We start from the raw sequence: 23,386 nt of genomic DNA on the forward strand, positions 1-23,386 counted from the left end.
GTATCATGACGTTCCCTGAGCGGTTTTCAAACCTGCCAGAATATGCGTTTCCGCGGTTGCGGAGCCTTCTCGACGCGCATGCGGCGGGCGGCGATGTAATGCATATGACCATTGGCGAACCCCGCCACGCCATGCCCGATTTCGTGGCGGACGTGATGGCGGCGCATGTCGGCGACTTTGCCAAATACCCCGCCAATGATGGCACCGAGGGACTACGGGCCTCAATTGCCGCGTGGATTTTGCGCCGCTTTGGCGTCACCGTCGATCCCGCGACAGATGTCATGGCGCTCAACGGCACCCGTGAGGGTCTGATGAACGCCTGCATCGCGTTGTGCCCCGAGACCAAGAACGGCAAACGGCCGGTGGTTTTGACCCCCAATCCGTTTTACCAAGTGTACGCGGTGGCCGCCGTCACAGTCGGCGCCGAACCTGTGTTTGTACCTGCCACGCGCGAGACGGGATATTTGCCGGATTACGCTAGCCTACCTGCGGAAATTCTGGACCGTACGACGATCGCCTACATTTGTAGCCCGTCAAATCCACAAGGGGCCGTGGCGTCCCGCGACTATTTGCGTGACCTGATCGCTCTTGCCGAAAAGCACGATTTCAAAGTGTTCGCGGATGAATGCTATTCTGAAATTTATCGCGGCGAAAAGCCCGTTGGCGCACTGCAAGTTGCACGCGAAATGGGGGCTGATCCCGAACGCGTGGTGATCTTTCATTCGCTGTCAAAACGCTCCAATTTGCCGGGTTTGCGCTCTGGCTTTGTGGCGTCTGGGCCAAAGAATATTCACCACATCAAACAACTGCGCGCCTATTCCGGTGCTCCGCTCCCGCTTCCAATTCAGGCGGTGTCCGAACGTGTTTGGGCCGATGAGGCACATGTCGAGGCCTCCCGCGCGCTCTACGTCGAGAAATTTGAAATTGCGGACGCCGTGTTTGACGGCATCGACGGATGCGCCGCGCCGCAAGCGGGATTTTTTCTATGGTTGCCGGTCGCCAATGGCGAAGAGGCGGCCATCAAACTGTGGACGCAAACAGGCATTCGCGTCCTTCCGGGCGCGTATTTATCGCGCGATGTGGATGGGGAAAACCCCGGCGCAGGCTATATTCGGGTCGCATTAGTGGCTCCAAAAAAAGAAACACAGCGCGGGCTTATCATGCTTCGTGACTGTTTGTACGGGTAGGAAAGAGGCAAACATGGCATCGTATCAGGCACGCGGGAGAGACCCTCTTTTTGATCGCAACACACAGGCTGTTTTGGAACGGCGTGGCAAGGAGTTGATTGGTATCCTCTTGTTGGGTGTTGGCGTCTTGTTGGCTCTCATGCTTGGCTCCTACGTTGCCGAAGACCCCTCGTGGATTTCTGTCACCGAAGCCCCTGTTCAAAACATGTTAGGGCGGTTTGGGGCCACATTGGCGTCTCCGCTTATGATCATTGTCGGCTATGCGGCGTGGGGACTGCCGTTGGTGTTTGGCGCGTGGGGTCTGCGGTTTATCCTTCATCGCGGGGCCGAGCGTAGCTTGTCGCGTTCTGTTTTTGCGCCGATTGCGATCGCCGTTGCATCCGTTTTTGCATCCTCATACGGCACACAAGCACAGGGGTTTGGCGGGTTATTCGGCGACACCGCCTTGGGTGCGCTTGTCGGCCTGTTACCCATGGGAACTGCAGTCTCGCTCAAAGTGATGACCTTCGTGAGCGTCGCGGCCACAGGTGCCGTGATGCTGTTCGTTTTGGGATTTACCCGTCCCGAATTGTCGGCTGCGCTACGCTTTCTCGTTTTGGGTGTGATCTCTCTTTACGCCGTTGTGTTGCACCTGTTGGGGCGCACGGCAAAGGGCTCCGTCTCTGTGACACAGCGAATGGCAACTCATGCGGTGGAACGTCGTGAGACTCGTCGTGTTGCGGCCGCTGAGGCGGCTGATTTGAACGCCGCGATACAGGCGCAATACGCACAAACACCCGTAACTGCGGCGCCACGTGTTGTGCGGGCTGATACGCATATGAGCGCTGTGGATGCGGCCACATATCCCGCTCCCAATCCAGCAAAGCCATCGCTTTTGGGTGGCTTTCTCAAACGCACACCTGAGCCAGCTTACGACCTTGAACCGGAGTTGATCGAGCCTGATTTTGCTCCCGAGCCGCCCGTGACGCATGGCAACGATCAACGGATTTCGGCGAAGATTTCGACAATTATCAGCTCGCGCGCCCGCGCAGGATCGCGTGATTTGCCCGATCAGCCCGAGCGCGTGGAACCTCCTATGAGCGCCGCGCAAAAGGCCGCGGCACGCTACAAAAAAGGCCCCGCGCCGATGATCCTCGCAGACATGGAGCAGGCCAACGCCGCTGGCGCGACCTATCCCCTACTGGGCGATGATGCCCAACGAGGCTACGCTGCCCCTACCGATTACACCGATCCGTATGATGACGGGTACGCCGATCCATATGCGCAAGCAGACGAAGAGCCTATTGTTGAGCCGCTTGATGTGCCTGATTACATCGCGCCACAGGCACAACGCTTTACCCCTTCGCCTGCCATTCCAGAGGCGAAAAAGGTTGTGCAGCATCCCGTTCGCAAACCTGTGACTCCGTCAAAACAGGCACAGGCAGAGACTCAACCGGCCCTCAAATTCGATCCTAAAGAGGCGCAATACGAGGTGCCGCCACTATCGCTCTTGGAGAACCCGATTCATATCGAGCGTCATACGCTTTCGGATGAATCCCTCGAAGAGAACGCACGTATGCTCGAAAGCGTGCTCGATGATTACGGCGTCAAAGGCGAGATTGTATCGGTCCGCCCCGGCCCCGTTGTGACCATGTACGAACTCGAACCCGCACCGGGCCTCAAGGCGTCACGGGTCATCGGTTTGGCCGACGACATTGCGCGCTCGATGTCGGCGCTCTCGGCGCGTGTGTCCACCGTTCCGGGCCGCTCGGTCATCGGGATCGAATTGCCAAACGAGCACCGCGAAACCGTGTCGTTCCGCGAAATTTTGTCGACCCGCGAATTTGGGGATGGCAATCAAAAGCTACCGCTTGCCTTGGGCAAAGATATCGGCGGCGACCCTGTTGTGGCCAACCTTGCCAAGATGCCTCACCTGTTGATCGCGGGGACTACCGGCTCGGGGAAATCCGTAGCCATCAACACCATGATCCTGTCGCTCCTGTACAAGCTGACGCCCGAGGAATGTCGCCTGATCATGATCGATCCCAAGATGTTGGAGCTGTCCGTGTATGACGGTATCCCACACCTGTTGTCGCCCGTTGTGACCGACCCGAAAAAGGCCGTTGTCGCTCTGAAATGGGCCGTGGCTGAGATGGAGGATCGTTACCGCAAGATGTCCAAAATGGGCGTGCGCAACATCGACGGCTACAATGGTCGCGTCAAAGATGCGCTTGGCAAAGGCGAGCTGTTTTCGCGCACTGTTCAGACCGGCTTTGACGATGATACAGGCGATCCCATTTTCGAAACCGAAGAGTTTCAGCCCGAAACACTTCCCTATATCGTCGTGATCGTCGACGAGATGGCCGACCTGATGATGGTCGCAGGCAAAGAGATCGAGGCCTGTATTCAACGTCTCGCACAGATGGCGCGCGCCTCGGGTATCCACCTGATCATGGCGACACAACGCCCGTCCGTGGACGTGATCACCGGCACGATCAAGGCCAACTTCCCAACGCGTATCTCGTTCCAAGTGACGTCTAAAATTGATAGCCGCACGATCTTGGGCGAGCAGGGCGCCGAACAGCTTTTGGGCATGGGTGACATGCTCTACATGGGCGGCGGCGGTCGGATCATGCGCTGCCACGCGCCGTTCGTGTCGGACGAAGAGGTTGAGAAAATCGTGTCCTACCTCAAGGCCTACGGTCCCCCTGATTATGTTGGTGGCGTGGTTGAGGGCCCTGCGGGTGACAAGGAAAGCGATATCGACGCCGTCTTGGGCCTGACCGGTGGCAACTCCGATAGCGAGGATGCGCTCTATGACACCGCCGTGGCGATTGTGATCAAAGACCGCAAGTGCTCGACCTCCTACATTCAGCGCAAGCTGTCGATTGGCTACAACAAGGCCGCGCGATTGGTCGAACAGATGGAGGACGAGGGCGTTGTGTCCTCGGCCAACCACGTGGGCAAACGCGAAATTTTGGTCCCCGAAAGCCAGATGCCGATCTAAAATTCTGAAACATGAAATCACGCGGAATTATGCCCGCGTGATTTCTTTTTGGGTGAAAGCCCGCGGTAGGATGCCTATATCTAATCCATGATCTTTACTCGTATCGCCTTGGCGCCCGCCCTTTGTCTCTTCGCGCTTGCTGCACCCGCTGCGGCGGAAAAACTGTCGCTCGCCCAGTTGTCCCAATATCTCAATACACTTGGCACGGTCAGCGCCGATTTTGTCCAAACCAATGATGATGGCTCAAAGTCCAACGGTGTGTTGACGATAAAACGACCGGGCCGGATGCGTTTGGAATACGCGGCGTCCAATGATCTGGTGCTCACCGCCGGTGGGCAAGTGGCTGTGTTTGACGCCGGATCTAATGAGCCGCCGATGCGGTTTCCCCTCTCAAAAACGCCGCTCAACGTTATTCTCAAAAATAACGTGAATTTGGATCAGGCGCGGATGGTCGTCTCTCACACCGAGAAAAATGGCGATACCGTGGTGCGTGCCCAAGATCCATCACACCCCGAATATGGCTCGATCGATCTTATTTTTAGTGACACACCCATTCTCAAAGCGTGGATTGTGCATGATGATACAGGCGGATCGACGACCATGCGCCTGACCAAAATGCGCCTTGGTGGCGCCGTGTCGGATGCAAAATTCAACATCGGCGCCGAGGCGGATCGGCGCGGCACGCCGTTGGAGTGACGCCGGCCGATCAGACCGGTTTAGATACAAAAAGGGCGGCCACATTGGGCCGCCCTTTGCTATTACACGATGTGTGCGTTCAAAGTTTACCACAGGCGCGTAGCTGTGCGGCATATGTGACCGAGCGTGATCCAACTTCGGACGACACACGCATCAGCCATGATTTTGCGCGGTAGCTGCCGCGTCTATAGCCTGTGCGACCCTCATGATATGCGAGGTATTGCGCACGGGCATCGGTTTTTGAAATCCCGAGTTGATCGGTGGATTGCGCCATATACCAGCCCATGAAATCCGTAGCGTCATTGATCCGGTCGCGCCGCGCGCCAAATCCGCCCTCGGCCTTGCGGTATTCATCCCATGTGCCGTCGAGCGCTTGTGCGTAGCCAAATGCCGAGCTTTGACGCCCCATCGGGATCACACCAAGGACAAATTTATGGGGTGTACGCGCGTTCCCAATGAATTTGCTCTCTTGGTAAATCGTCGCCATTTGAACGTTAACGGGAATGCCCCATTTGCGCTCTGCGCGTTTCATCGCGCGTAGATAATTCGGGTGCTGGCTCACGATGGAGCATGCATTGTCTAGGTTTCGCGGCGCGGAATGGTTGCCACTGCCGCAGGCCGACACCAATACCAATAGTGCGACCGTTTGGAATGCTTTACGCATGACTGCCTCTCAAGTGTTTTTTATAGTTTTTTACACTCTACCCGAATTTGCGCATTCGTGAAATGGCTTTCGCGTGACCGTGATCGCATTCGGCGATAATCAGAGCAACAAACCGAGCAGCACAGGCAGGTAAATCACCGACAAAAACGTTGATGCCACGACAAGTCCCGCGACCTCTTGCGCCTGTGCACCGTATTTTTCCGCCAACATATAAGAGGTCACCGCGACCGGAGTGGCGAGTTGAACCACCAAGACGGCAAAGGGGACGGGCGCGAGATCAAACCATTGTCCGACAACGGCGGCGATGCCCGCGCACAAGATAACCTTGCCCAACGATAGCGCCACGGCGCGGCCCATGCTGTTGACCTGCAAGCGGGCCATGGCAACGCCAAGCGTGATCAGCATGACAGGGATCGCAATCTGACCGAGAAGATCCAGTGTGTTCATCGCAAAGGTCGGAAGCGTCCAGCCTTGCCACAAAAATAGCCCCCCCAAAAGGGTGGCCCCAACGAGGGGTTCTTTGATCACTTTGCCCGGATGTCCGCCACCGGCCGTCACATAAACGCCAAATGTGAACGACCACAGCGCCATCACAGCAAAGACGACAACGGCGTAGCTTAGACCTTCGTCACCGAATGCGAAGTATGCGAGTGGTAGCCCCAAGTTCCCGGTATTGCCGAAAATAAGGGGTGCGAGATATGTGCGGATTTCCAGTTTAAACACTTTCACAGCGACAAAGGCGACAGCTGTGACCGCGGCAAACCCGACCGTGGCCGCCATGAGCAGCGATGTCAGCGCGGCGGGTTCAATCTTTGCATTTACAAGTGCTACAAAGATGAGTGCAGGGATGGAAAGCGTCATCGCAAGGCGCGTCACGAACTCGATGCGATATTCATGTCCCGCTTTGACCCATCCAAATCCGATCAGGGCAAGGATGAAGACGGGGGAGACGATTTCAAGGACTGTTAGGACAAGTTGCACAGACTGTTTCCTAAATTTTTGGCTCCCCACCGTGGACAGCACGCTGTTTAACGGTCTACTAACCAGAAACGGGGGTTGCAATGTCATGTTAAAGACGCGCGCCAAATATCATCTGGGTCAAGTCGTGAAGCACCGAAAGCATTCCTTTCGGGGCGTGGTTTTTGATGTCGACGCTACATATTCTAAAACCAAAGAATGGTACGACAATATACCAGAGGCCAGTCGGCCCAAAAAAGATCAGCCGTTTTATCATTTGCTGGCCGAGAACGAGGAGAGTTATTACCTCGCCTACGTGTCAGAGCAAAACCTGATTGCGGATTACTCTGGCGTTCCTGTGGAACATCCCGACCTTCCCGATTTGTTCGGCCCCTTCGAGGATGGGACATACCCGCTTCAGTTTCAAATGAACTAATGGGAGACCGCGCTTTCGCTGTCGTTAGGTCAGTCCGTGTTGTCAGCGGTGTTCATGCGAAAACTAAAGACGTTTGACGACCCGTGGCGCACATAAGCAAGATCATGCGCCAATTCATGAATCAAAAACCATCCGAATCCACCCTCTGGTAGCTCTGATATGTCACCCGTCATAGGCGCAAGCGTCCCTTTGGGTGGCTCTCCATTTGGCATAGGCAGACCGCGATCTGTAATTTGAAACGCCAATTCGTTCACATCCATAGAGAGGGCCACTTCGATGAGGCCCTTGTCTGCGCCACTATAAGCGTGTTCGACAATATTATTGAGCGCCTCAGCGAGCACCAGCTCAATGGATGCGAGATCGTCGGGTAAGACCCCGTGGTCGTCCAATTGCGCCTTTATTGCGCGCAACGCCTTGCGCACCGATTTCTGAGACGCGTTCAATGCCATGCGATGGCTCATTTGCCCCTGTGTGACAGACAGGTTTTGCTCAGCCCTACGATGCATGCTCTGTGTCCGTGGTCGCATCGGACACGCGGGTATGAATCTTGAACACTGTATTCATTCGTGTGAGATGAAAAACCCGTTCGACAGGGGGCTGTAGCGCGGCCAGCTCAAGGGTCATTCCATTGCCGAGCGCCTTCATGCACGCGACAACCGCACCGAGGCCGGAGCTATCAAGGAACCCGACCTGCGCCAGATCCAACAACACACGATCAGGCGCGTCTTGTGTCAAATTTCGTATGCCATCCTTGAATTTGATGGCGCTCGCCGCGTCAATACGGTCCTCTTCAACAGTAATAAGACGAAGATCGTCAAAATCTTTATGGGTCAGTTTCATCGGCATACCTATCGTTCCAACTCTTGCATACCGTAGGTGCAAATCGTTAAGAGCGGGTTTGCACGTCACAACAAAAAGGGTCTTGTGAATATGGACAGCGGTTTGGATCAGCGCATTTTCGCCCTCACACAGGGTGAAACCGATGCCGTTGCATTAATGGCGACGCTTGCGTGTGAGGTGCACCATAGTGACACGCGGTTCCATTGGACGGGTTTTTACCGTGTTGTCGCCCCTGATCTCATGAAAATCGGTCCCTATCAGGGCGGGCACGGCTGTCTTGTCATTCCGTTTTCGCGCGGTGTGTGTGGCGCATGTGCGCGCACGGGTGAGGCGCAGTTGGTTGATGATGTCGAGACCTTTGAGGGACACATTGCCTGCGCGTCCTCCACACGATCCGAATTGGTTTTGCCCGTGCGCAACGCGTCCGGCGCACTCATCGCCGTGTTTGATATCGATAGCGATCTTCCGGCCGCTTTCACATCCGAGGATGCCACGCGCTTGCAGTCCCTTCTTGATCGGGTCTTTGCGGATGTTGCCCCCGCGTGGTAGGCGGGCGGCATGAACACGTTGAACTTTACCGAATACACCCCGCCCGATGTGCCCCTCGACGTGATCCACGCCGACCATGAGGTCTTGCTTATGGGCAAGCCCGCGGGGTTGTTGTCCGTTCCGGGTAAGGGCGAACACCTGTCAGATTGCTTGATCACGCGGGTTCAGGCGGCGTTTCCCGAGGCGCTTTTGGTGCACCGTCTGGACCGCGACACCAGTGGTGTGATGGTCTTTGCGCTCACCGCCCATGCGCAACGCCACCTTGGCCTGCAATTCGAAAAACGTCAGACAAAAAAGACCTATGTCGCCCGCGTCTACGGCACGATGGCCGAGCGAACCGGCACCGTTGATTTGCCCCTGACGTCAGATTGGCCGAACCGCCCGCGCCAAATGGTGTGCCATGAAACGGGCCGCCAAGCGGTCACGGATTGGCGGGTTCAACGCTATGAGGATGATGTCCCCGCGACTCGTGTGCGCCTCTTTCCCAAAACAGGCCGTTCGCACCAATTGCGCGTGCATATGCTTGCGCTGGGCCACCCGATTTTGGGCGATCCGTTCTATGCGACTGGCGAGGCGCTTAACGCTCCGCGTCTTATGCTGCATGCCGAGAACCTTCGCTTTCGCCATCCCGATGGGGGCAAGGGGATGTCGTTCATGTCAAAGTGTCCGTTTTAGCGGCGCTGCGCGGCCCACGTAAAATTGTCGCATGGCTCTGTCAGGGACTTTTAATTCCGAATTTAGAATATATCTAATGTAACGAGACGCCATAGAGACTCAAAAGGAGAAGACCATGGGCCTTCGCATTAACGACATCGTTCCAAACTTTACCGCCATGACCGATCAGGGCGAAATTACGTTCCATGACTGGATTGGCGATAGCTGGGCAATCATGTTTTCCCACCCCAAGGATTTCACACCCGTGTGCACCACCGAATTCGGTGCTGTTGCACAGCTGGCCGACGAATGGGCCGCGCGCGGTACCAAGGTTATCGGCCTGTCCGTCGATGGCCCCGAAGAGCACGTTCAGTGGAAAGCGGACATCGAGGGATTTGCAGGGGCCAAAGCGGGCTTCCCGATCATCGCGGACACCGATCTGGCGGTCGCCAAGGCGTTTGATATGCTGCCCGCCGAGGCCTACCTGCCCGATGGGCGCACCGCCGCCGATAGCGCGTCTGTGCGCTCGGTCTTTATCATCTCGCCGGATAAAAAGGTGCAGTTGATCATGACCTACCCAATGTCCGTGGGCCGCAACTTTGCCGAAGTGCTACGTGCGCTCGATGGTCTGCAAAAAACCTACGGCGTCCCCCTCGCCACCCCCGCCAACTGGGAAACTGGCCAAGACGTCATCGTCGCCCTATCGCTAGACGACGCCGCCGCCGAAGCCAAATTCGGCGCAATCGACAAAAAACTACCCTACCTACGCTTCGCCAAAGATCCGAAGTAAGGTGGGTTCTCAACAAAACAAAAAGGCCACCCCTAGGGGTGGCCTTTTTCGTGACGTTTTCTGCGGCTATTTGCCCGATTTATCTGCGTAAATATCAAGTACTGTCTCGCGCAACTGCGTGGTCGATACATGATCAGTGCGCGGCAAATAGATAACCTCGCATAAGTCGGTTAGGAAATCGAACTTTCCCTCCCAATCGTCACCAATAGCAAAAATATCCGCGCCTTCGCGCACGACATCTTCGCGCTTTTGTTCCCAGTTGCGTTCCGGAATTACCTTATCCACGTATCGGCAAGCTTCAACAATTTCCATGCGGTGCTCGAAAGGCATGATGCACTTTTTACCCTTGATCGCGTTGAATTCATCCGTGGAAATGGCAACGATCAAACGATCGCCAAGGTTTGATAGGCGGTGTAGAAGGCGTACATGGCCGAGATGAAACAAATCAAATGTGCCGTAGGTGATGATTGTTGTCATGACGCTATCTCAACCACGCTTGAAATAAGAGAAAAAAGCGTACCATTTGACCTTGGAGCGGTAGCGTTCTAACAGAATTTTGTGGCGGATTTTTGCCTCTGCCCATGGAAATGAAAACCCTGCATCGGGAACTTTCCATTGTTCACCGTAGTTTAGAGCAAGCATTTTTTCGGGTTCAGCGGGAACGGGCATCTCATAGCCGTGCATAGATATTGTTTTCAATGGTAAAAGATCGGCTTTTGTCAGTTCGCCAAATGTGTGCGGCCATATGTAAACTTTTCCATCCTGAAACCACGTTGGAAAGATGTCCAATACGATGTCGGATGCCAACTTTATTTTTAGAACTGGACTGTTGAAAGACGTCTTGATTGGAAGGTCGAGTTTAGCCTTGAGCACCTTATGCAGCGCGATAAGTTCATCTGCTACATCGAGGGGTTGTGTCGAATTAACAATAACTCCGATGTCCATGTCGTCATCGTGCTTGATGAACGTTTGGTCCCGCACGGCTCCAAGAAGCGTTCCAGAATTCAGGAAAACATTGAGGCCCAATTCTTTTAGAGTGGTTAGAACGTCGTGCAGCTCTTTTGCGGTCTCCGCGCCGTCACGGGTCTCGAAATGAAGAAAAAAGCTTTTTTGGGATGGGTCGCCGGCCAATAAAGCGCGTTCAACGCGCATGGCAAAATCCTGTGCGTTCTCGGGCTTTCCGTTTTCCTCCCAATACCCAATAATGCGGCGCCTCAGTGATCTGACGCGCGGGCTGCGTTGTTGTTTTATGCAGTAAGCGATGACAACGCGTTCCGTCCATTCCACACCACGTTGCGAACGGGGAACTTTGGAGAGCGGATTTCGTAACTGTCTCAGACTTAGATTGGTCGCTGTATCTGGTGCCTCCGACAGCGCGTCGAACGCCCGTAGTTGCTTCCAAGACTGCTCAGAGAGGGGTTCTTTGTCTGTGCGCAACTTGCGCGGTCTAATTAATGTTGGCAACTGTATGCCCTCGCTTAGGTTTTGACCGATAAACTATTTTGAATGATATTTAATAATCTCAAGCTGCGGTCAATATCGCATCCGCAGTGCAAAAGTTCCAATATGCTGAAATTTGCAGTGTAAACGTGAGTAGCCCCGAGCCCAAAAGGCTCGGGGCGTAGCCTAAGGATTACTCCTCGGACTTTTCTTCTGCGATCTCTTCGCCTGTTGTCTGGTCGACCATTTTCATGGCCAAACGGACTTTACCGCGGTCGTCGAAGCCGAGGAGTTTCACGTAAACGTCCTGACCTTCTTTGAGCACGTCAGACGGGTGGTTGAGGCGGCGGTTTTCGATCTGGGAGACGTGCACGAGGCCGTCACGCTTGCCAAAGAAGTTCACGAATGCGCCGAAATCGACGACCTTCACGACTTTACCTTTGTAGACCTTGTTTTCCTCAGGCTCGGCGACGATCGAGTGGATCATGTCGTAAGCTTTTTGGATTGCCTCACCGTTCGCGGATGCGATTTTGATGATGCCTTCGTCGTTGATGTCGACTTTTGCGCCAGACAATTCAACGATTTCACGGATCACTTTGCCGCCCGAACCGATCACTTCGCGGATTTTATCCGTTGGGATCTGCATCGTCTCGATGCGTGGTGCGTGCACGGAGAAGTCGCCCGCGCCAGACAGAGCTTTGTTCATCTCACCAAGGATGTGCAAACGGCCCGCTTTGGCTTGAGCCAAGGCTTTGCCCATGATCTCTGGCGTGATACCCGCGATCTTGATGTCCATTTGCAGCGAGGTGATACCCGCCTCGGTGCCGGCCACTTTGAAGTCCATGTCGCCAAGGTGATCTTCGTCGCCCAAGATGTCGGACAAAATGGCGTATTCGCCATCGTCTTCCATGATCAGACCCATAGCAACACCCGCCACAGCGGATTTGAGCGGAACGCCCGCATCCATCATGGACAAGGAGCCACCACATACGGACGCCATTGAGGACGAGCCGTTGGACTCAGTGATCTCGGACACAACACGCACGGTGTATGGGAAGTCGGTTGCAGCAGGCAAAACAGCCTGAAGCGCGCGCCATGCCAATTTACCGTGGCCGATTTCGCGACGACCTGGGCCAGACACACGACCAACTTCACCGACCGAGTAGGGAGGGAAGTTATAGTGCAGCATGAAGTTCGATTTATACGTGCCGGTGAGCGCGTCGATCATCTGTTCGTCGTCGCCGGTGCCGAGTGTGGTCACAACCAAACCCTGTGTCTCGCCGCGTGTAAACAAGGCGGAGCCGTGTGTGCGGGGCAAGATGCCGGTTTCGGACAGGATGGGACGGATCTCATCGAGTGCGCGACCATCGATACGCTTGCCTTCTTTGACGACAGTGCCGCGCAGAACCGAAGACTCGAGTTTCTTGAGAGCGGCGCCGAGGTTTTGATCCTCAAGCTGCTCTTCGCTCAAGGAGGCTTTGATACCCTCTTTGGCAGCAGACACAGCGGCAACGCGCTCTTGCTTGTCCGTGATCGCGTAGGCCGCTTTCATGGATGCTTCTCCAGCAGCCTTAATGGCAGCGGACAAGGCGGAGTAGTCAGGCGCCTGAAAGTCGAACGGCTCTTTGGCTGCATCTTCGGCCAGATCAATGATCAGGTCGATAACAGGCTGGATTTGCTCGTGTGCAAAGGTCACAGCGCCAAGCATTTCGTCTTCGGAAAGCTCGTATGCTTCGGACTCAACCATCATCACGGCGTCTTTGGTGCCTGCGACAACCAGATCGAGACGCTGCTCGGGGTTGTTGCGCAACATGTGCATGTCGTCGACAGTCGGGTTGAGGATGTAATCGCCATCTTCATAACCAACGCGTGCACAGGCGATTGGGCCCATGAACGGCGCGCCAGAGATCGTCAGAGCCGCGGAGGCTGCGATCATGGCAACAACGTCGGGATCGTTGACGAGGTCGTGGGACAAAACGGTACACATCACGAGCACTTCGTTTTTGAAACCCGGCACAAACAACGGGCGGATCGGACGGTCGATGAGACGCGCAGTCAGCGTCTCTTTTTCCGTTGGACGCGCTTCGCGTTTGAAAAAGCCGCCCGGAACTTTACCGGCAGCATAGTATTTCTCTTGGTAGTGAACCGTAAGCGGGAAGAAATCCTGCCCTGGTTTTTGCTGGCGGGCGAACGTTACGTTGGCCATAACGGAGGTCTCGCCCAGAGTGGCGATGACGGTGCCGTCAGCTTGGCGGGCAACTTTGCCCGTTTCCAGTGTCAGCGTTTCTTCGCCCCACTGGATAGATTTTTTCACTTCGTTGAACATCTAGTTATCCTAATTGGGAGCACTCCCGACCCCTGTCGGGTCTCCCGTTATATATGGCGGCCGCATTGCCGCCGACCCCGCGTATCTATCTTTCGCTGTGCGGGGGTCGTCGCACATACGTCTCAGATATGCCGCGCACATATAGCAAATGAGGGCTTTTGGGAAGGGGGTGCATGAGTGGGCGTCTGTGGGTCTGTGCGCGTGTCCCGCGGGCTCTCCCGCGAATACCAACTTGAATGGGGTGAGCGGGGGGCCTCGGTGCGGTTTGAGCCCACTGTGTCCGATGCTGCATTATGCATGGATGACCGTTATTGAAGTGCAATCAAAACCCACTCAAGTTTTGCACCGGGTTTTTGGCAGCGTGACAAGCGGCCGCTTCTGCATGTTCCATAAGTGAATTACTTTGATACGTCCCGCTATCATTCAACGGCAAACAGCTTTTCAAATTCCTGCGCACCAACCTTGCTAAAAGTCACCACACGGGTTTTCTGGTCTCGCTTCGCCCATGACATCTCTTCAAAGCGGCTCAGGAAGGCACGGCCAAGGCTTCCTGCCAAATGTGACCTGCGTTCGCTCCAATCCAGACACTCGCGGCAAAGCGGTGTCCGGTTGCTTTGTAAGCCATAGAGATCAATCTGGAAGTCTGCCACAAAATGTGCGCCGCTGTCGGTCAGGTTCAGATCCTTACCAACCAGAACAAGGTGCCTTTGCGCCATTAGGCTGTCGAACAGCTGCGTCCCCATATCCCCGGCGAGATGGTTGTAGCAGACACGCGCTTTGCGCAGCTCCGTATCTTTTGGGCCAGTGCGTTTGCGCAAATGGCCTGATCCTGCGGCAAGCCCCATAAGACCCTCAAGAACATGGGCAACGTCATCACTGAAAAGCGAAAAGTATTTATGCCGTCCTTGTTTGCGCGGTCGTAATAAGCCGCCTTGATCAAGCTTCGAAAGATGCGAACTGGCGGTTTGGATGGTCACGCCAGCCTCGTGGGCCAACTCACTCACCGTCAATGCCTTCCCGCTCATTAAAGCAGTCAGCATGTTCGCACGCGCCGGATCACCGATCAGTGCGGCGATGTGGGCAATATCAGGACCCTCTTTCATAGTTCGAGCGTAGTCGAAGTATTTATCCACGGCAACAAGATAGAAACGGCTCAACAGTTTTGAAAAGGAGCCTGAAATGCTGACTTGCGTGATCCGATACGAAATCGACCCGACGAAGAAAGCCCAATTTGGGGAATATGCGCGCAATTGGGGACAAGCGATTCCACGCTGCGGTGCCGATCTCATTGGGTATTACGCGCCGCACGAAGGGTCCAGCACATTGGCCTATGGCATCTATAATGTAAAAAGCCTCGCGGATTATGAAGCGTATCGTGCCAGATTGGCTGATGATCCGCTTGGGCGCGAAAACTACGAATTTGCCCAAAAAGAGAAATTCCTACTGCGCGAGGACCGGACTTTTCTAAAGCTCGTTTCCACGCCCCACGGCGCGCAGGTATAAATATGATTGCTGTTATATTTGAAGTTGAGCCCGCGACAGGTCGTAAGGATGAATACCTTGATATCGCCGCCGAAATGCGTCCGATGCTTGACCGGATTGAGGGCTTCATCTCGGTTGAACGGTTTCAAAGCCTGACGGACCCGCGTAAAGTTCTGTCGCTATCATTCTTTGAAGATGAGGCCGCAATCGCACGGTGGCGTACGCTGAATGCCCATCGAGGGGCGCAGGCCAAAGGACGGGACGGCGTCTTTGACGACTACCGCCTTCGGATTGCGAGCGTGGTTCGTGACTACGGTATGTTCGACCGCGCTGAAGCGCCGACAGATTCAAAAGCCGTGCATACGAGCGAGGACAACGATAATCGCAAGTAGTGGCAGCTCGTGGGGTTTCATCATGCCGCCCGCCAAAACCACTTTTGTTGAACGGCTCGCAAAAGCAGTCATTGGTGTAGCTGCAACGAAATGGTGCTTTGTCTTACATCACCCACCTCCCCACGACAGTTTTTCTCACCGAATGTTGTGTTAGACCGACCATTACCGAGCGCGTCTAGAAATCTGTAAACTTCCGCAAAGAGTTGTGCGATACTGCGTTTGTCACCATCGCTCCTGACGTCGTGAGGTTTAATTTGTTCCGTTTGTTTGCTCTCTTTAGTGGCCTGTTCTTTGCTCTGTGCGCGCCCGCCACCGCACAGGACGCGCCGCGTATTCTCGCCATTGGCGACTCGCTCATGGCGTGGCACGGCGTTTCGGGGCAATCGATTGCCGATGTTGTGGCCAAACAGTTGGGCGAGCCCGTCATAAATAACTCGGTGGGCGGTGCAAAGATCATTCACGCCTTGCCGATCACGGGGGCGCTTGGCATGCGCATTGACAGCCAATTTCAACCCAAAGGGTGGGATTGGGTTATTATGACCGGTGGCGGCAATGATTTGTTTTTGGGGTGCGGATGCAGGGCCTGTGATCGCCGCATATCGCGCATGATTGATCCAACGGGCCAGACGGGCGACATTCCCAAACTCATCGCGCGCATTCGTGCAACGGGCGCACGTATCGTTTACATCGGCTATTTGCGCAGTCCGGGCGTTGGTAGCGTCATCGATGTCTGTTTGCCGTTCGGCAATACGCTTGAGGAGCGCATCACAAATATGGCGCAGCGCGACTCAGGCGTGACGTTTTTGTCCTTGGCCGACCTGACGCCAGACGGGGATCGCTCCATGCACGGTCTGGATATGATCCACCCTTCGGTAAAGGCCTCGCGATTGATTGGCACGCAGGTGGCACGGATCATCCAAAAGGCGGACAAGTCGCGTTAAGCGTTGGGGCCGGTTTTGGCGGTTTTGAGATGGGGTGAAGTGGCGTTTTGATGTCGGGAAATGTTTAAATAGCCCGCCCTAAAGGTATGAAACTTATCAAACAGCCCGCCTCAAACATGTGAAACATCTTAATCTATGTGTCTGAATGGTGTTGAAATTCTGATGTCGGATGTCAGGCCCGCGCATGAAAAAAGCGCGCCCCGAAGGACGCGCTTTTCACATAACTGTCGGTCAGCTTAGCGACGGATGCCGAGACGCTTGATCAGGTCAAGGTAACGTGCTTCGTCTTTTGACTTCGTGTAATCAAGAAGCTTACGGCGCTTCGCAACCATCATAAGAAGGCCACGGCGACCGTGGTTGTCTTTCTTGTGTGTTTTGAAGTGCTCGGTGAGCGTCGCGATACGCGAGGAGAGGATAGCAACCTGAACTTCGGGCGAACCAGTGTCGCCGTCTTTGGTGCCGAACTCTTTGATTAGGCGTGTTTTTTCTTCTACAGTAATCGACATCGGGGTCTCCTTTAAAGGTTAGGGTACGAAGACGGCGCAGGCCGGGATGTCGTCCAGCAAGGCCCATGAATCACCGCACATTCCTGCACGGATGGGCGCGTATAGGCGGATTCCTTCAAAAAAGGAAGCAGTTTATGACCGTGTCGATTTACTGACCCGCCTCGATCTGTCGCGTATCGGTCATGATTTCGGTCGCCAACTGTTTGGCCCATTCGCCTACAATTGGAACAACTTCCATCTGATTGAGAATAAAACCAACGATAGACACCAATATCGTCGCTCCGGCCACAGACCCGAACCCGAATGCAAGGCCTCTAAGTAATTGAAACCACATCAATTTCCAAGTTGAGTTGTGAATTGCAACAAAGCGATGTTCATTCAATCGGTGAATCTCGGCTGTCAAAGCAGCCAGATCGTCGGTTGGTAAATTTGGATGTGTCATGGCAAAAAGGATAAGAGATTTCACAGAAAAAACAATAGCCTAGAACCGTAGGTGTTGAAATTTTGCGATGCTTAACAAGCGTTTAGGTTAAGTTGTTCGTATCTTTCGCTGCGAAAAAAGGACGTGTTGGCGTATGTAAGACGTGTTTCGTTTTAGGGGGTAAGCGCATGTTATGGGCCTTTGCACTATTGGGAATCCTTCCCGCTGCATTCATGTTTGTCGACGCGTCTGCGCCCGATGAGGATGACGCATCAGACGACATGTCGGTGCCGCCGCCGTCAGATGAGGAGGCGACATCGTCGGGGCTGGCAGAGCTTTTGTCTGGCTCCGCGTTGGTGTCGAGTACACAAAGGGAGTTGGGCGGCGATGATCCACCCGCCCTCTTGCCAAATGATCCCGAAGAGATCGCGATGGCTGGACCCGTTGGCTCAAATTCTGATGATTTATCAATGCTTTCCGATCCAGATGCGCCATCATTGCCGGGGCCAATCGGCTCGGATTTAGATGATGTGCTAGACGCCAATACTGCGGTTGAAAATGTAACGGGCGACCAAAGTGGTGAGATCACGACCTACACACTCGATGATAGTGGTGACGCCTTGGCGTTGCCTGACGACCGCCAGCAAGGCGGGAGTGACGCGACCATCCGCGTTGTGGATGGCGTTGCATCACTCGACACCAACGGGACGCTCAACGTTGTGACGGGGGGTCTTGGGGCGGATACAATCGGGACCGGCGATGACGCGGCTATTGTGTTCGGGAATGCAGGCGACGACGAGATTTTTGCGGGCGATGGATCGGCAATTCTGTATGGCGGGGATGGTGACGACACCTTGGTCGCAGGATCGGACGCGCATTCAGATTACTATTTGCACGGCGGGACTGGCCGCGATGCATTCGTGATGGAGTTTGATTCTGAGACAGGTCAGCCAACGATCGAGATCGCGGACTTTGACCCGCGCGTCGATACCATTACGATCGAGGTTGATCCCGTGACCGCAGCAGATGGACCTGTTGTCCTTGGTATAACGCCAACGGACGATGGCCTGTCGAGTGTTATCAGGTTGAATTCTATATCTATTGCGACCGTAACGGGCATCGTTGATTTGGACCCTGGCGTTGTTACCGTGACGGGGGTTTAGGCGCTTGGGCCGGCCTCGCTTAACGCCAAAGTTCCAAGTTTTTCTCATAAGAAATATAGAGCGGATGCTTTGGGTGCCCTGCTTTCGATAGGCCAAGGTGATATAGATCGCGACCTGTTTCGCGCAACAGTGCCTCAATGGTTGCGCCACGCGACAAGTGCGCACCATGTGTCCCCCATGCACATATAATATCGTCGGCCCAACCGCTAAAATCTAAGATGGTTGTATCGTTTTCGGGGCCAATCGGGTCAGCCGCGGCGCGCATATTTTTAGGGTCGGTGTCGCGCCACGCAAAGATGTTGGTCACGCAAAACGCCCCAAACCCCAACACACGCGCGCGGCGCTCACACCGTTCCACGGTCGGGTCGTTTTGCACTTCGGTCGCGGTGGATGGATTGAGCATCACAAACAGGGCTTTGCGGCCCTGCGTGTCCCATGTGCGGGTCAAAGAATATCTGTATCTTTCACAGTCAGAATAGATAGCAACGGATGGGGCATCGCCCTTGATATGTGTGCGCGTGATCATTCAATATAGTTGGCGGTTTGCGAATGTCTGCGCAAGGCAGCCTTACAGGTTAAACACACGTGAGGGGTGCAATTCGCCAGATTTGAAAACACCGACCGCAACGGGGCGTCCCTCGAATGAGGCCCAAACTTCGTCGCCATATTCCACGCCGTCAGCCGGATAGACCATACCGGGATTGCCATGGCCCAAGCGGATAACGCCATCAGGCGTACAACGCACTTCGTCCAGATCAGACAGGCCCTCTTGTATGGGACGAATATAGGCGTCGAGCGCGTCAGTCTTTGCATGCTCATCGATGGCCTCAATGGTGATTCCATCGCTGGCATCCCATGGGCCGGACCACTCGCGGCGTAGCCATTCGACGTGGCCAAAACACCCTAGGGCCGCGCCAAGATCGCGCGCAATTGCGCGCACGTAGCCACCCTTGCCACAGACCATTTCGAGTAAAACGTGGTCGTCGTCTGTGCGCTCAATAAAGCTAAGCATATCAACATAAAGCGGGCGAGCGGCGATCTCGAAGTCGGCCTCATCGCGGGCCAATTTGTAGGCGCGTTCGCCGTCGATTTTTACGGCTGAAAATTTGGGTGGCACCTGCATGATGTCACCGCGAAATGGTGCGAGGGCCGCTTTTATGTCATCGTCAGACGGGCGCATGTCGCTTTCGCTGAGCACTTCGCCCTCGGCGTCATCCGTGTTGGTCGCTTGACCAAGACGAACGGAAAAACGGTAGCATTTTAATGCGTCTGTAATGAAAGGAACAGTCTTTGTAGCCTCCCCCAAAGCTACGGCCAAAACGCCCGTTGCATCAGGGTCAAGCGTGCCTGCATGGCCTGCTTTTTGGGCGTTGAGCGCCCAGCGAACTTTGTTCACGACAGACGTAGATGTCATGCCTGCGGGCTTGTCCACGATCAACCAACCGTGGAGCTCGCGTCCCTTTTTGCGTCGGGCCATTACTCTTCCTCGTCGGTCTCGGGGGTGTCGTCTTTGTTGATGTCGCGCTGAACGCGTTCGTCCGCAAACATGCGCCGCGTCGCATCCATGCGGTCAAACGTATCGTCGAGCGCAAATCGCAGCTCTGGAGTGTGTTTGATGCCGAGAGCTTTTCCAACGTGATGGCGAATTTCGCCGCGATTTTTGCGTAGCGCCAACAATGCAGTTTCCGCGTCTTTCCCGCCGAGCGGCAGCACAAAGGCGGTTGCCACGCGCAGGTCCGCCGACACACTGACCTCGCCCACGGTAATAGACATCGCGGTGAGGTCGGGATCATGAATTTCTCCACGCGAGAGAAGCTCCGACAGGCGTCTGCGGATTGCTTCGCCTATGCGAAGAGTGCGGTGCGAGCCACTTGGCCCGCCTGAATGAGATCGTTTTGCCATAAGGGCCAGATAAGCCCGATTGCCCGTTCATGCAAGCGAGCCTTTGCCAAATAACGAACCACGCGCTAAACCACGCGCAACGTCATTCACGCTTGTTTCACTGGAGACCTCACATGTCCAACCTTCCTGGCATCGTTATCACAGGCGCATCGGGCCGTATGGGCCAAATGCTGATCAAAACTGTTATGGCCTCCGATAAGTGTACTTTGGTCGGCGCGGTCGAGCGCGAGGGGCATGATTGGGTCGGGCGTGATGTGGGCGAAGCAATGGGGGGCGCGGCCCTCGGCGTGCTCGTCACAGATGATGCGCTAGAGGCGTTTTCCCATGCGCAGGCCGTGATTGATTTCACAGCGCCCGAGGCAACGTTGGCCTTTTCCGCGCTGGCCGCTCAGGCTCACTGTGTCCACGTGATTGGCACAACGGGTATGAGTGATACACAAATCGCCAAGTTAGAACCCGCTGGACGTCACACGACGATCATTCGTGCGGGGAATATGTCTCTTGGCGTTAACCTATTGACGAAGCTTACAAAGATGGTCGCACAGGCGCTCGATGATGAATATGATATCGAGGTGGTCGAAGCACATCACAATCGCAAGGTTGATGCCCCCTCCGGTACGGCATTGATGCTTGGCGAAGCTGCCGCTGAAGGGCGTGGGGTTAAATTGGATGATGTACGCGAGTCTGGACGGGACGGAATAACCGGTGCGCGCAAGCAGGGCGATATCGGGTTTTCGGCCATTCGGGGTGGCGACATTGTGGGGGAACATGATGTTATGTTTATCAGCGGTGAGGATCGCGTCATTCTACGCCATGTCGCGACCGACCGGTCTTTGTTCGCCAAAGGAGCCGTGAAAGCCGCACTTTGGGGGCAGGGTAAAAAGCCGGGTGAATATGATATGATGGACGTTCTGGGTCTGTAGGGGCGCGTAACGCCCGTGTGTTACAAACTGACCTGTTACAAAAATACGGGCCCGTTACAAAAATATTGCGCGATTTTTAATCCGTGTTCAGCTTTGGCGCGTACCCTAGATGTTATTATCTAGGAGTTTTCATGGTTCGAGCTTTTGTTCTATTGTGCGCAGTCTGTGCTCCGCTGCACGCCCTTGCCGATACATATGCGCGTGTCCAAAGCGGGCCTGAATTTACGAGTGCTGTCGAGGGCCGCGCGCTGACGCGGCTTGGTATCGAGTTGGTGGTGTCCAAAAATGGCGCGATTAGCGGGCGTGCGTTTGGGAAAGATGTCACCGGTGCATGGGTGTGGGACGCGGGATATTTTTGCCGAGATCTCTTTTTTGGGGCTGAAGACCTCGGCCCAAATTGCCAGACTGTTGAAGTGAACGGCACAAAGATCAAGTTCACCGCAGATCGTGGCACGGGGCAATCCGCGACATTCTCAATACGATGAGCGACCGTGGTGGCCTCAGGGTCTAGAAATCGATCGCCAGCCCTTTTTTCTCATAGTCGCCGTAGCGAACGGGTTCGGGGCCATCGCGGCCACCAAGCTCGATTGGCATGGCATCCACGGCATCTTGTGTCTTTTGGCGGCGCTCCTCGGCCTCCATCAGGGCGCGTTGGGCGGCGGGTGGCAGGTCGGAAATGTCACGCCCGTTGATGACGATGCGTTTTTTAGGGGTGTCGATCATGGTCTAATCCTTGTTCGTGCGTTCATTCTGATATACGCGCCATGACCATGAAAACAAGTTCTCCTAAAGTCGCGGGCCTTGATCCGCGCCGCGTGGCCCTCGCATTGCTTGATGCGGTGACGATCGAAAAACGTCTACTGTCAGAAGTTCTGACAAAGAAAACCGCCGTTCTAGCGTTTGATGACCGTGCGCGCGCACAGCGTCTCGCGACAGAATGCCTACGGTTTATGGATCGCTGCGACCGGATGTTGGGGCCGTATTTGTCGACGTTGCCCGCCCCGCATGTGATGAATGCGCTGCGTTTGGGTGTCTATGAAATGTGCGCCGCAGGTGAGGCATCGCACGGCGTTGTGAATGCCTATGTATCCTTGGTGAAAGAAAACGCCACAGCCGCGCATTTTAAGGGACTGGTGAATGCCGTTCTGCGCAAGGTGTCGGGAGAGGTGGCTAAGTGGGAAACCTTGCCTGCGCCGATGATGCCAAAGTGGCTGCGAAAGCCATTGATTGCTGATTTTGGAAAGGCGACCGTTGCCGCGATGGAGGTCGCTCAGGCCAAAGGTGCCCCCCTTGATTTGTCTGCAAAAGCAAACGTTGCGGCAGTGGCAAGTGCAACTCACGGGACGGTTTTGCCCACGGGCTCTGTACGCGTCGAGGGCGCGGTTCAAGTGACCAAGTTGGCGGGCTTTGATGCGGGCGACTGGTGGGTTCAAGATGCGGCTGCGGCGTTGCCGGCACGCGTTCTCGCGGCTCAGGTGGGCGAGCACGTTTTGGACATGTGTGCGGCCCCTGGTGGAAAAACCATGCAGATTGCGGCAACGGGCGCGGATGTGACCGCGCTTGATATTTCTGAAATCCGCATGAGACGTGTGTCCGAGAACCTCGCGCGTTGCGGCTTGTCTGCTCAGGTCGTAGTCGGTGACGCCTTGGAATATGAGGGCGGGCCGTTTGATGCAATTCTCCTTGATGCGCCATGTACCGCTACGGGTACGATTCGACGTCACCCCGATTTGCCCTATGCAAAAGACGGATCGGATTTTCCGTCTTTGTTCGAGCTGCAAGAGCACATGATCGACCGTGCATTGGCGTTGCTCAAGCCGGGTGGCCGGCTTGTGTATTGCACCTGTAGTTTGCTGATCGATGAGGGTGAGGAGCAAGTGCGCGATGCCTTGGCGCGTCACGCGGGTTTGACTGTGGACTTGGAGGCTTTGCAAATTGAGGGTGTCGATCCCGAGTGGATTGGCCCTGAAGGATTGCGCACTCGACCAGATTTTTGGGCGGATCGGGGCGGTATGGACGGGTTCTTCATCACGGTTTTTCGCCACACCTAAGCAAAAGTCGTAAAACGGCAATGACAGACATGCCTCGCCCCGCTATCGTGGCCTCCAAAATGATGACCCACACGCGTGAG

Annotated in this window: 28 protein-coding genes; 14 read left to right on the forward strand and 14 right to left on the reverse strand. The window is 55.1% G+C overall.

Annotation, left to right across the window (positions count from 1 at the left end):
• Positions 1–5 precede the first annotated feature (5 nt).
• The 3 genes from IMCC12053_RS09380 (at position 6) to IMCC12053_RS09390 (ending at position 4,869) form a co-directional block, all read left to right on the forward strand.
• A complete protein-coding gene (locus tag IMCC12053_RS09380; protein ID WP_062218445.1) occupies positions 6–1,187 on the forward strand; it encodes an aminotransferase class I/II-fold pyridoxal phosphate-dependent enzyme in 1,182 nt (393 codons plus the stop codon).
• 13 nt (positions 1,188–1,200) lie between these two features.
• Entirely contained in the window at positions 1,201–4,173 is a 2,973-nt protein-coding gene (locus IMCC12053_RS09385) for a DNA translocase FtsK (protein WP_062218447.1), read from the forward strand.
• 87 nt (positions 4,174–4,260) lie between these two features.
• On the forward strand, positions 4,261–4,869 hold the full coding sequence (locus tag IMCC12053_RS09390; RefSeq protein WP_062218449.1) for a LolA family protein: 609 nt from the start codon (positions 4,261–4,263) through the stop codon (positions 4,867–4,869).
• A gap of 79 nt (positions 4,870–4,948) precedes the next feature.
• Here the strand turns inward: IMCC12053_RS09390 and IMCC12053_RS09395 are convergent, their stop codons facing one another.
• Both IMCC12053_RS09395 and IMCC12053_RS09400 read right to left on the reverse strand, forming a co-directional pair.
• Complete coding sequence (locus IMCC12053_RS09395) at positions 4,949–5,533, reverse strand: transglycosylase SLT domain-containing protein (RefSeq protein WP_062218451.1); 585 nt, start codon at positions 5,531–5,533, stop codon at positions 4,949–4,951.
• A gap of 99 nt (positions 5,534–5,632) precedes the next feature.
• On the reverse strand, positions 5,633–6,514 hold the full coding sequence (locus IMCC12053_RS09400; RefSeq protein WP_062218453.1) for an AEC family transporter: 882 nt from the start codon (positions 6,512–6,514) through the stop codon (positions 5,633–5,635).
• A gap of 85 nt (positions 6,515–6,599) precedes the next feature.
• Here IMCC12053_RS09400 and hspQ point away from each other — a divergent pair, with 85 nt between their 5' ends.
• Positions 6,600–6,926: a heat shock protein HspQ gene (hspQ, locus tag IMCC12053_RS09405; protein WP_062218455.1), complete on the forward strand. Its 327-nt coding sequence runs from the start codon at positions 6,600–6,602 to the stop codon at positions 6,924–6,926.
• Between the two features lie 29 nt (positions 6,927–6,955).
• On the opposite strand, the gene IMCC12053_RS09410 is transcribed toward hspQ, so the two are convergent.
• Positions 6,956–7,432 (reverse strand): ATP-binding protein, encoded by a 477-nt coding sequence (locus IMCC12053_RS09410; protein ID WP_169775313.1) that lies wholly within the window; start codon positions 7,430–7,432, stop codon positions 6,956–6,958.
• Complete coding sequence (locus tag IMCC12053_RS09415) at positions 7,422–7,766, reverse strand: STAS domain-containing protein (RefSeq protein WP_062221141.1); 345 nt, start codon at positions 7,764–7,766, stop codon at positions 7,422–7,424. The genes IMCC12053_RS09410 and IMCC12053_RS09415 overlap by 11 nt, the downstream gene beginning before the upstream one ends.
• Positions 7,767–7,856: 90 nt before the next feature.
• On the opposite strand from IMCC12053_RS09415, the gene IMCC12053_RS09420 reads away from it, so the two are divergent.
• From IMCC12053_RS09420 to IMCC12053_RS09430, 3 genes are all read left to right on the forward strand, one after another.
• On the forward strand, positions 7,857–8,315 hold the full coding sequence (locus tag IMCC12053_RS09420) for a GAF domain-containing protein (protein ID WP_143090032.1): 459 nt from the start codon (positions 7,857–7,859) through the stop codon (positions 8,313–8,315).
• Between the two features lie 9 nt (positions 8,316–8,324).
• Entirely contained in the window at positions 8,325–8,990 is a 666-nt protein-coding gene (locus IMCC12053_RS09425) for a pseudouridine synthase (RefSeq protein ID WP_062218459.1), read from the forward strand.
• A gap of 115 nt (positions 8,991–9,105) precedes the next feature.
• A complete protein-coding gene (locus IMCC12053_RS09430; RefSeq protein WP_062218461.1) occupies positions 9,106–9,759 on the forward strand; it encodes a peroxiredoxin in 654 nt (217 codons plus the stop codon).
• A gap of 66 nt (positions 9,760–9,825) precedes the next feature.
• Here IMCC12053_RS09430 and tagD read toward each other — a convergent pair whose 3' ends face one another.
• The 4 genes from tagD to IMCC12053_RS09450 form a co-directional block, all read right to left on the reverse strand.
• The gene (tagD, locus tag IMCC12053_RS09435; RefSeq protein ID WP_062218463.1) at positions 9,826–10,236 is read right to left on the reverse strand and encodes a glycerol-3-phosphate cytidylyltransferase; all 411 of its coding nucleotides are present in this window, start codon (positions 10,234–10,236) and stop codon (positions 9,826–9,828) included.
• Between the two features lie 9 nt (positions 10,237–10,245).
• A complete protein-coding gene (locus tag IMCC12053_RS09440) occupies positions 10,246–11,223 on the reverse strand; it encodes a LicD family protein (RefSeq protein ID WP_143090031.1) in 978 nt (325 codons plus the stop codon).
• Between the two features lie 169 nt (positions 11,224–11,392).
• Entirely contained in the window at positions 11,393–13,525 is a 2,133-nt protein-coding gene (gene pnp / locus IMCC12053_RS09445) for a polyribonucleotide nucleotidyltransferase (RefSeq protein ID WP_062218467.1), read from the reverse strand.
• A 419-nt stretch (positions 13,526–13,944) separates the two neighbouring features.
• Positions 13,945–14,628, reverse strand: coding sequence for an ArsR/SmtB family transcription factor (locus IMCC12053_RS09450; RefSeq protein ID WP_062218469.1), 684 nt, complete (start codon positions 14,626–14,628; stop codon positions 13,945–13,947).
• A gap of 76 nt (positions 14,629–14,704) precedes the next feature.
• Here IMCC12053_RS09450 and IMCC12053_RS09455 point away from each other — a divergent pair, with 76 nt between their 5' ends.
• From IMCC12053_RS09455 to IMCC12053_RS09465, 3 genes are all read left to right on the forward strand, one after another.
• Positions 14,705–15,028 (forward strand): NIPSNAP family protein, encoded by a 324-nt coding sequence (locus IMCC12053_RS09455; RefSeq protein WP_062218471.1) that lies wholly within the window; start codon positions 14,705–14,707, stop codon positions 15,026–15,028.
• A gap of 2 nt (positions 15,029–15,030) precedes the next feature.
• Entirely contained in the window at positions 15,031–15,399 is a 369-nt protein-coding gene (locus tag IMCC12053_RS09460) for an antibiotic biosynthesis monooxygenase family protein (RefSeq protein ID WP_062218473.1), read from the forward strand.
• Positions 15,400–15,653: 254 nt separating this feature from the next.
• Entirely contained in the window at positions 15,654–16,340 is a 687-nt protein-coding gene (locus IMCC12053_RS09465) for an SGNH/GDSL hydrolase family protein (protein WP_236852404.1), read from the forward strand.
• Between the two features lie 236 nt (positions 16,341–16,576).
• On the opposite strand, the gene rpsO is transcribed toward IMCC12053_RS09465, so the two are convergent.
• Positions 16,577–16,846 carry a 30S ribosomal protein S15 gene (gene rpsO / locus IMCC12053_RS09470; RefSeq protein WP_062218475.1) on the reverse strand — a complete coding sequence of 90 codons (270 nt, stop codon included), beginning with the start codon at positions 16,844–16,846 and terminating at the stop codon, positions 16,577–16,579.
• A gap of 148 nt (positions 16,847–16,994) precedes the next feature.
• Complete coding sequence (locus IMCC12053_RS16140; RefSeq protein WP_062221151.1) at positions 16,995–17,288, reverse strand: DUF5665 domain-containing protein; 294 nt, start codon at positions 17,286–17,288, stop codon at positions 16,995–16,997.
• A 167-nt stretch (positions 17,289–17,455) separates the two neighbouring features.
• On the opposite strand from IMCC12053_RS16140, the gene IMCC12053_RS09480 reads away from it, so the two are divergent.
• The gene (locus IMCC12053_RS09480; RefSeq protein ID WP_062218477.1) at positions 17,456–18,430 is read left to right on the forward strand and encodes a calcium-binding protein; all 975 of its coding nucleotides are present in this window, start codon (positions 17,456–17,458) and stop codon (positions 18,428–18,430) included.
• A gap of 19 nt (positions 18,431–18,449) precedes the next feature.
• On the opposite strand, the gene IMCC12053_RS09485 is transcribed toward IMCC12053_RS09480, so the two are convergent.
• The 3 genes from IMCC12053_RS09485 to rbfA are packed head-to-tail and all read right to left on the reverse strand — an operon-like array spanning position 18,450 to position 20,332.
• Positions 18,450–18,956 carry a DUF1643 domain-containing protein gene (locus tag IMCC12053_RS09485; RefSeq protein ID WP_062218480.1) on the reverse strand — a complete coding sequence of 169 codons (507 nt, stop codon included), beginning with the start codon at positions 18,954–18,956 and terminating at the stop codon, positions 18,450–18,452.
• A gap of 42 nt (positions 18,957–18,998) precedes the next feature.
• Entirely contained in the window at positions 18,999–19,907 is a 909-nt protein-coding gene (gene truB, locus IMCC12053_RS09490; protein ID WP_062218481.1) for a tRNA pseudouridine(55) synthase TruB, read from the reverse strand.
• Positions 19,907–20,332 carry a 30S ribosome-binding factor RbfA gene (gene rbfA, locus IMCC12053_RS09495; protein WP_062218483.1) on the reverse strand — a complete coding sequence of 142 codons (426 nt, stop codon included), beginning with the start codon at positions 20,330–20,332 and terminating at the stop codon, positions 19,907–19,909. The genes truB and rbfA overlap by 1 nt, the downstream gene beginning before the upstream one ends.
• Positions 20,333–20,445: 113 nt before the next feature.
• On the opposite strand from rbfA, the gene dapB reads away from it, so the two are divergent.
• Positions 20,446–21,255, forward strand: coding sequence for a 4-hydroxy-tetrahydrodipicolinate reductase (gene dapB, locus IMCC12053_RS09500; RefSeq protein ID WP_062218485.1), 810 nt, complete (start codon positions 20,446–20,448; stop codon positions 21,253–21,255).
• 131 nt (positions 21,256–21,386) lie between these two features.
• On the forward strand, positions 21,387–21,740 hold the full coding sequence (locus IMCC12053_RS09505; protein ID WP_062218487.1) for a hypothetical protein: 354 nt from the start codon (positions 21,387–21,389) through the stop codon (positions 21,738–21,740).
• A 22-nt stretch (positions 21,741–21,762) separates the two neighbouring features.
• Here IMCC12053_RS09505 and IMCC12053_RS09510 read toward each other — a convergent pair whose 3' ends face one another.
• The gene (locus tag IMCC12053_RS09510) at positions 21,763–21,978 is read right to left on the reverse strand and encodes a DUF1674 domain-containing protein (RefSeq protein ID WP_062218489.1); all 216 of its coding nucleotides are present in this window, start codon (positions 21,976–21,978) and stop codon (positions 21,763–21,765) included.
• A 41-nt stretch (positions 21,979–22,019) separates the two neighbouring features.
• Here IMCC12053_RS09510 and IMCC12053_RS09515 point away from each other — a divergent pair, with 41 nt between their 5' ends.
• Positions 22,020–23,306: an RsmB/NOP family class I SAM-dependent RNA methyltransferase gene (locus IMCC12053_RS09515; RefSeq protein ID WP_062218491.1), complete on the forward strand. Its 1,287-nt coding sequence runs from the start codon at positions 22,020–22,022 to the stop codon at positions 23,304–23,306.
• Positions 23,307–23,386 lie beyond the last annotated feature (80 nt).

The sequence above is a fragment of the Celeribacter marinus genome (assembly GCF_001308265.1).
In the GTDB taxonomy this organism is placed as follows: Bacteria; Pseudomonadota; Alphaproteobacteria; order Rhodobacterales; family Rhodobacteraceae; genus Celeribacter; species Celeribacter marinus.

Bases quoted from the DNA above. Each gene is read 5' to 3' on its own strand.
- IMCC12053_RS09460 (WP_062218473.1), top strand. From the start codon at position 15,031: ATGATTGCTGTTATATTTGAAGTTGAGCCCGCGACAGGTCGTAAGGAT.
- IMCC12053_RS09450 (WP_062218469.1), bottom strand. From the start codon at position 14,628: ATGAAAGAGGGTCCTGATATTGCCCACATCGCCGCACTGATCGGTGAT.
- IMCC12053_RS09410 (WP_169775313.1), bottom strand. From the start codon at position 7,432: ATGCATCGTAGGGCTGAGCAAAACCTGTCTGTCACACAGGGGCAAATG.
- IMCC12053_RS09480 (WP_062218477.1), top strand. From the start codon at position 17,456: ATGTTATGGGCCTTTGCACTATTGGGAATCCTTCCCGCTGCATTCATG.
- IMCC12053_RS09385 (WP_062218447.1), top strand. From the start codon at position 1,201: ATGGCATCGTATCAGGCACGCGGGAGAGACCCTCTTTTTGATCGCAAC.
- IMCC12053_RS09395 (WP_062218451.1), bottom strand. From the start codon at position 5,533: ATGCGTAAAGCATTCCAAACGGTCGCACTATTGGTATTGGTGTCGGCC.
- pnp (WP_062218467.1), bottom strand. From the start codon at position 13,525: ATGTTCAACGAAGTGAAAAAATCTATCCAGTGGGGCGAAGAAACGCTG.
- rbfA (WP_062218483.1), bottom strand. From the start codon at position 20,332: ATGGCAAAACGATCTCATTCAGGCGGGCCAAGTGGCTCGCACCGCACT.
- rpsO (WP_062218475.1), bottom strand. From the start codon at position 16,846: ATGTCGATTACTGTAGAAGAAAAAACACGCCTAATCAAAGAGTTCGGC.
- dapB (WP_062218485.1), top strand. From the start codon at position 20,446: ATGTCCAACCTTCCTGGCATCGTTATCACAGGCGCATCGGGCCGTATG.
- IMCC12053_RS09485 (WP_062218480.1), bottom strand. From the start codon at position 18,956: ATGATCACGCGCACACATATCAAGGGCGATGCCCCATCCGTTGCTATC.
- IMCC12053_RS09455 (WP_062218471.1), top strand. From the start codon at position 14,705: ATGCTGACTTGCGTGATCCGATACGAAATCGACCCGACGAAGAAAGCC.
- IMCC12053_RS09505 (WP_062218487.1), top strand. From the start codon at position 21,387: ATGGTTCGAGCTTTTGTTCTATTGTGCGCAGTCTGTGCTCCGCTGCAC.
- IMCC12053_RS09420 (WP_143090032.1), top strand. From the start codon at position 7,857: ATGGACAGCGGTTTGGATCAGCGCATTTTCGCCCTCACACAGGGTGAA.
- hspQ (WP_062218455.1), top strand. From the start codon at position 6,600: ATGTTAAAGACGCGCGCCAAATATCATCTGGGTCAAGTCGTGAAGCAC.
- IMCC12053_RS09415 (WP_062221141.1), bottom strand. From the start codon at position 7,766: ATGAAACTGACCCATAAAGATTTTGACGATCTTCGTCTTATTACTGTT.
- tagD (WP_062218463.1), bottom strand. From the start codon at position 10,236: ATGACAACAATCATCACCTACGGCACATTTGATTTGTTTCATCTCGGC.
- IMCC12053_RS09390 (WP_062218449.1), top strand. From the start codon at position 4,261: ATGATCTTTACTCGTATCGCCTTGGCGCCCGCCCTTTGTCTCTTCGCG.
- IMCC12053_RS09510 (WP_062218489.1), bottom strand. From the start codon at position 21,978: ATGATCGACACCCCTAAAAAACGCATCGTCATCAACGGGCGTGACATT.
- IMCC12053_RS09425 (WP_062218459.1), top strand. From the start codon at position 8,325: ATGAACACGTTGAACTTTACCGAATACACCCCGCCCGATGTGCCCCTC.
- truB (WP_062218481.1), bottom strand. From the start codon at position 19,907: ATGGCCCGACGCAAAAAGGGACGCGAGCTCCACGGTTGGTTGATCGTG.
- IMCC12053_RS09515 (WP_062218491.1), top strand. From the start codon at position 22,020: ATGACCATGAAAACAAGTTCTCCTAAAGTCGCGGGCCTTGATCCGCGC.
- IMCC12053_RS16140 (WP_062221151.1), bottom strand. From the start codon at position 17,288: ATGACACATCCAAATTTACCAACCGACGATCTGGCTGCTTTGACAGCC.
- IMCC12053_RS09380 (WP_062218445.1), top strand. From the start codon at position 6: ATGACGTTCCCTGAGCGGTTTTCAAACCTGCCAGAATATGCGTTTCCG.
- IMCC12053_RS09430 (WP_062218461.1), top strand. From the start codon at position 9,106: ATGGGCCTTCGCATTAACGACATCGTTCCAAACTTTACCGCCATGACC.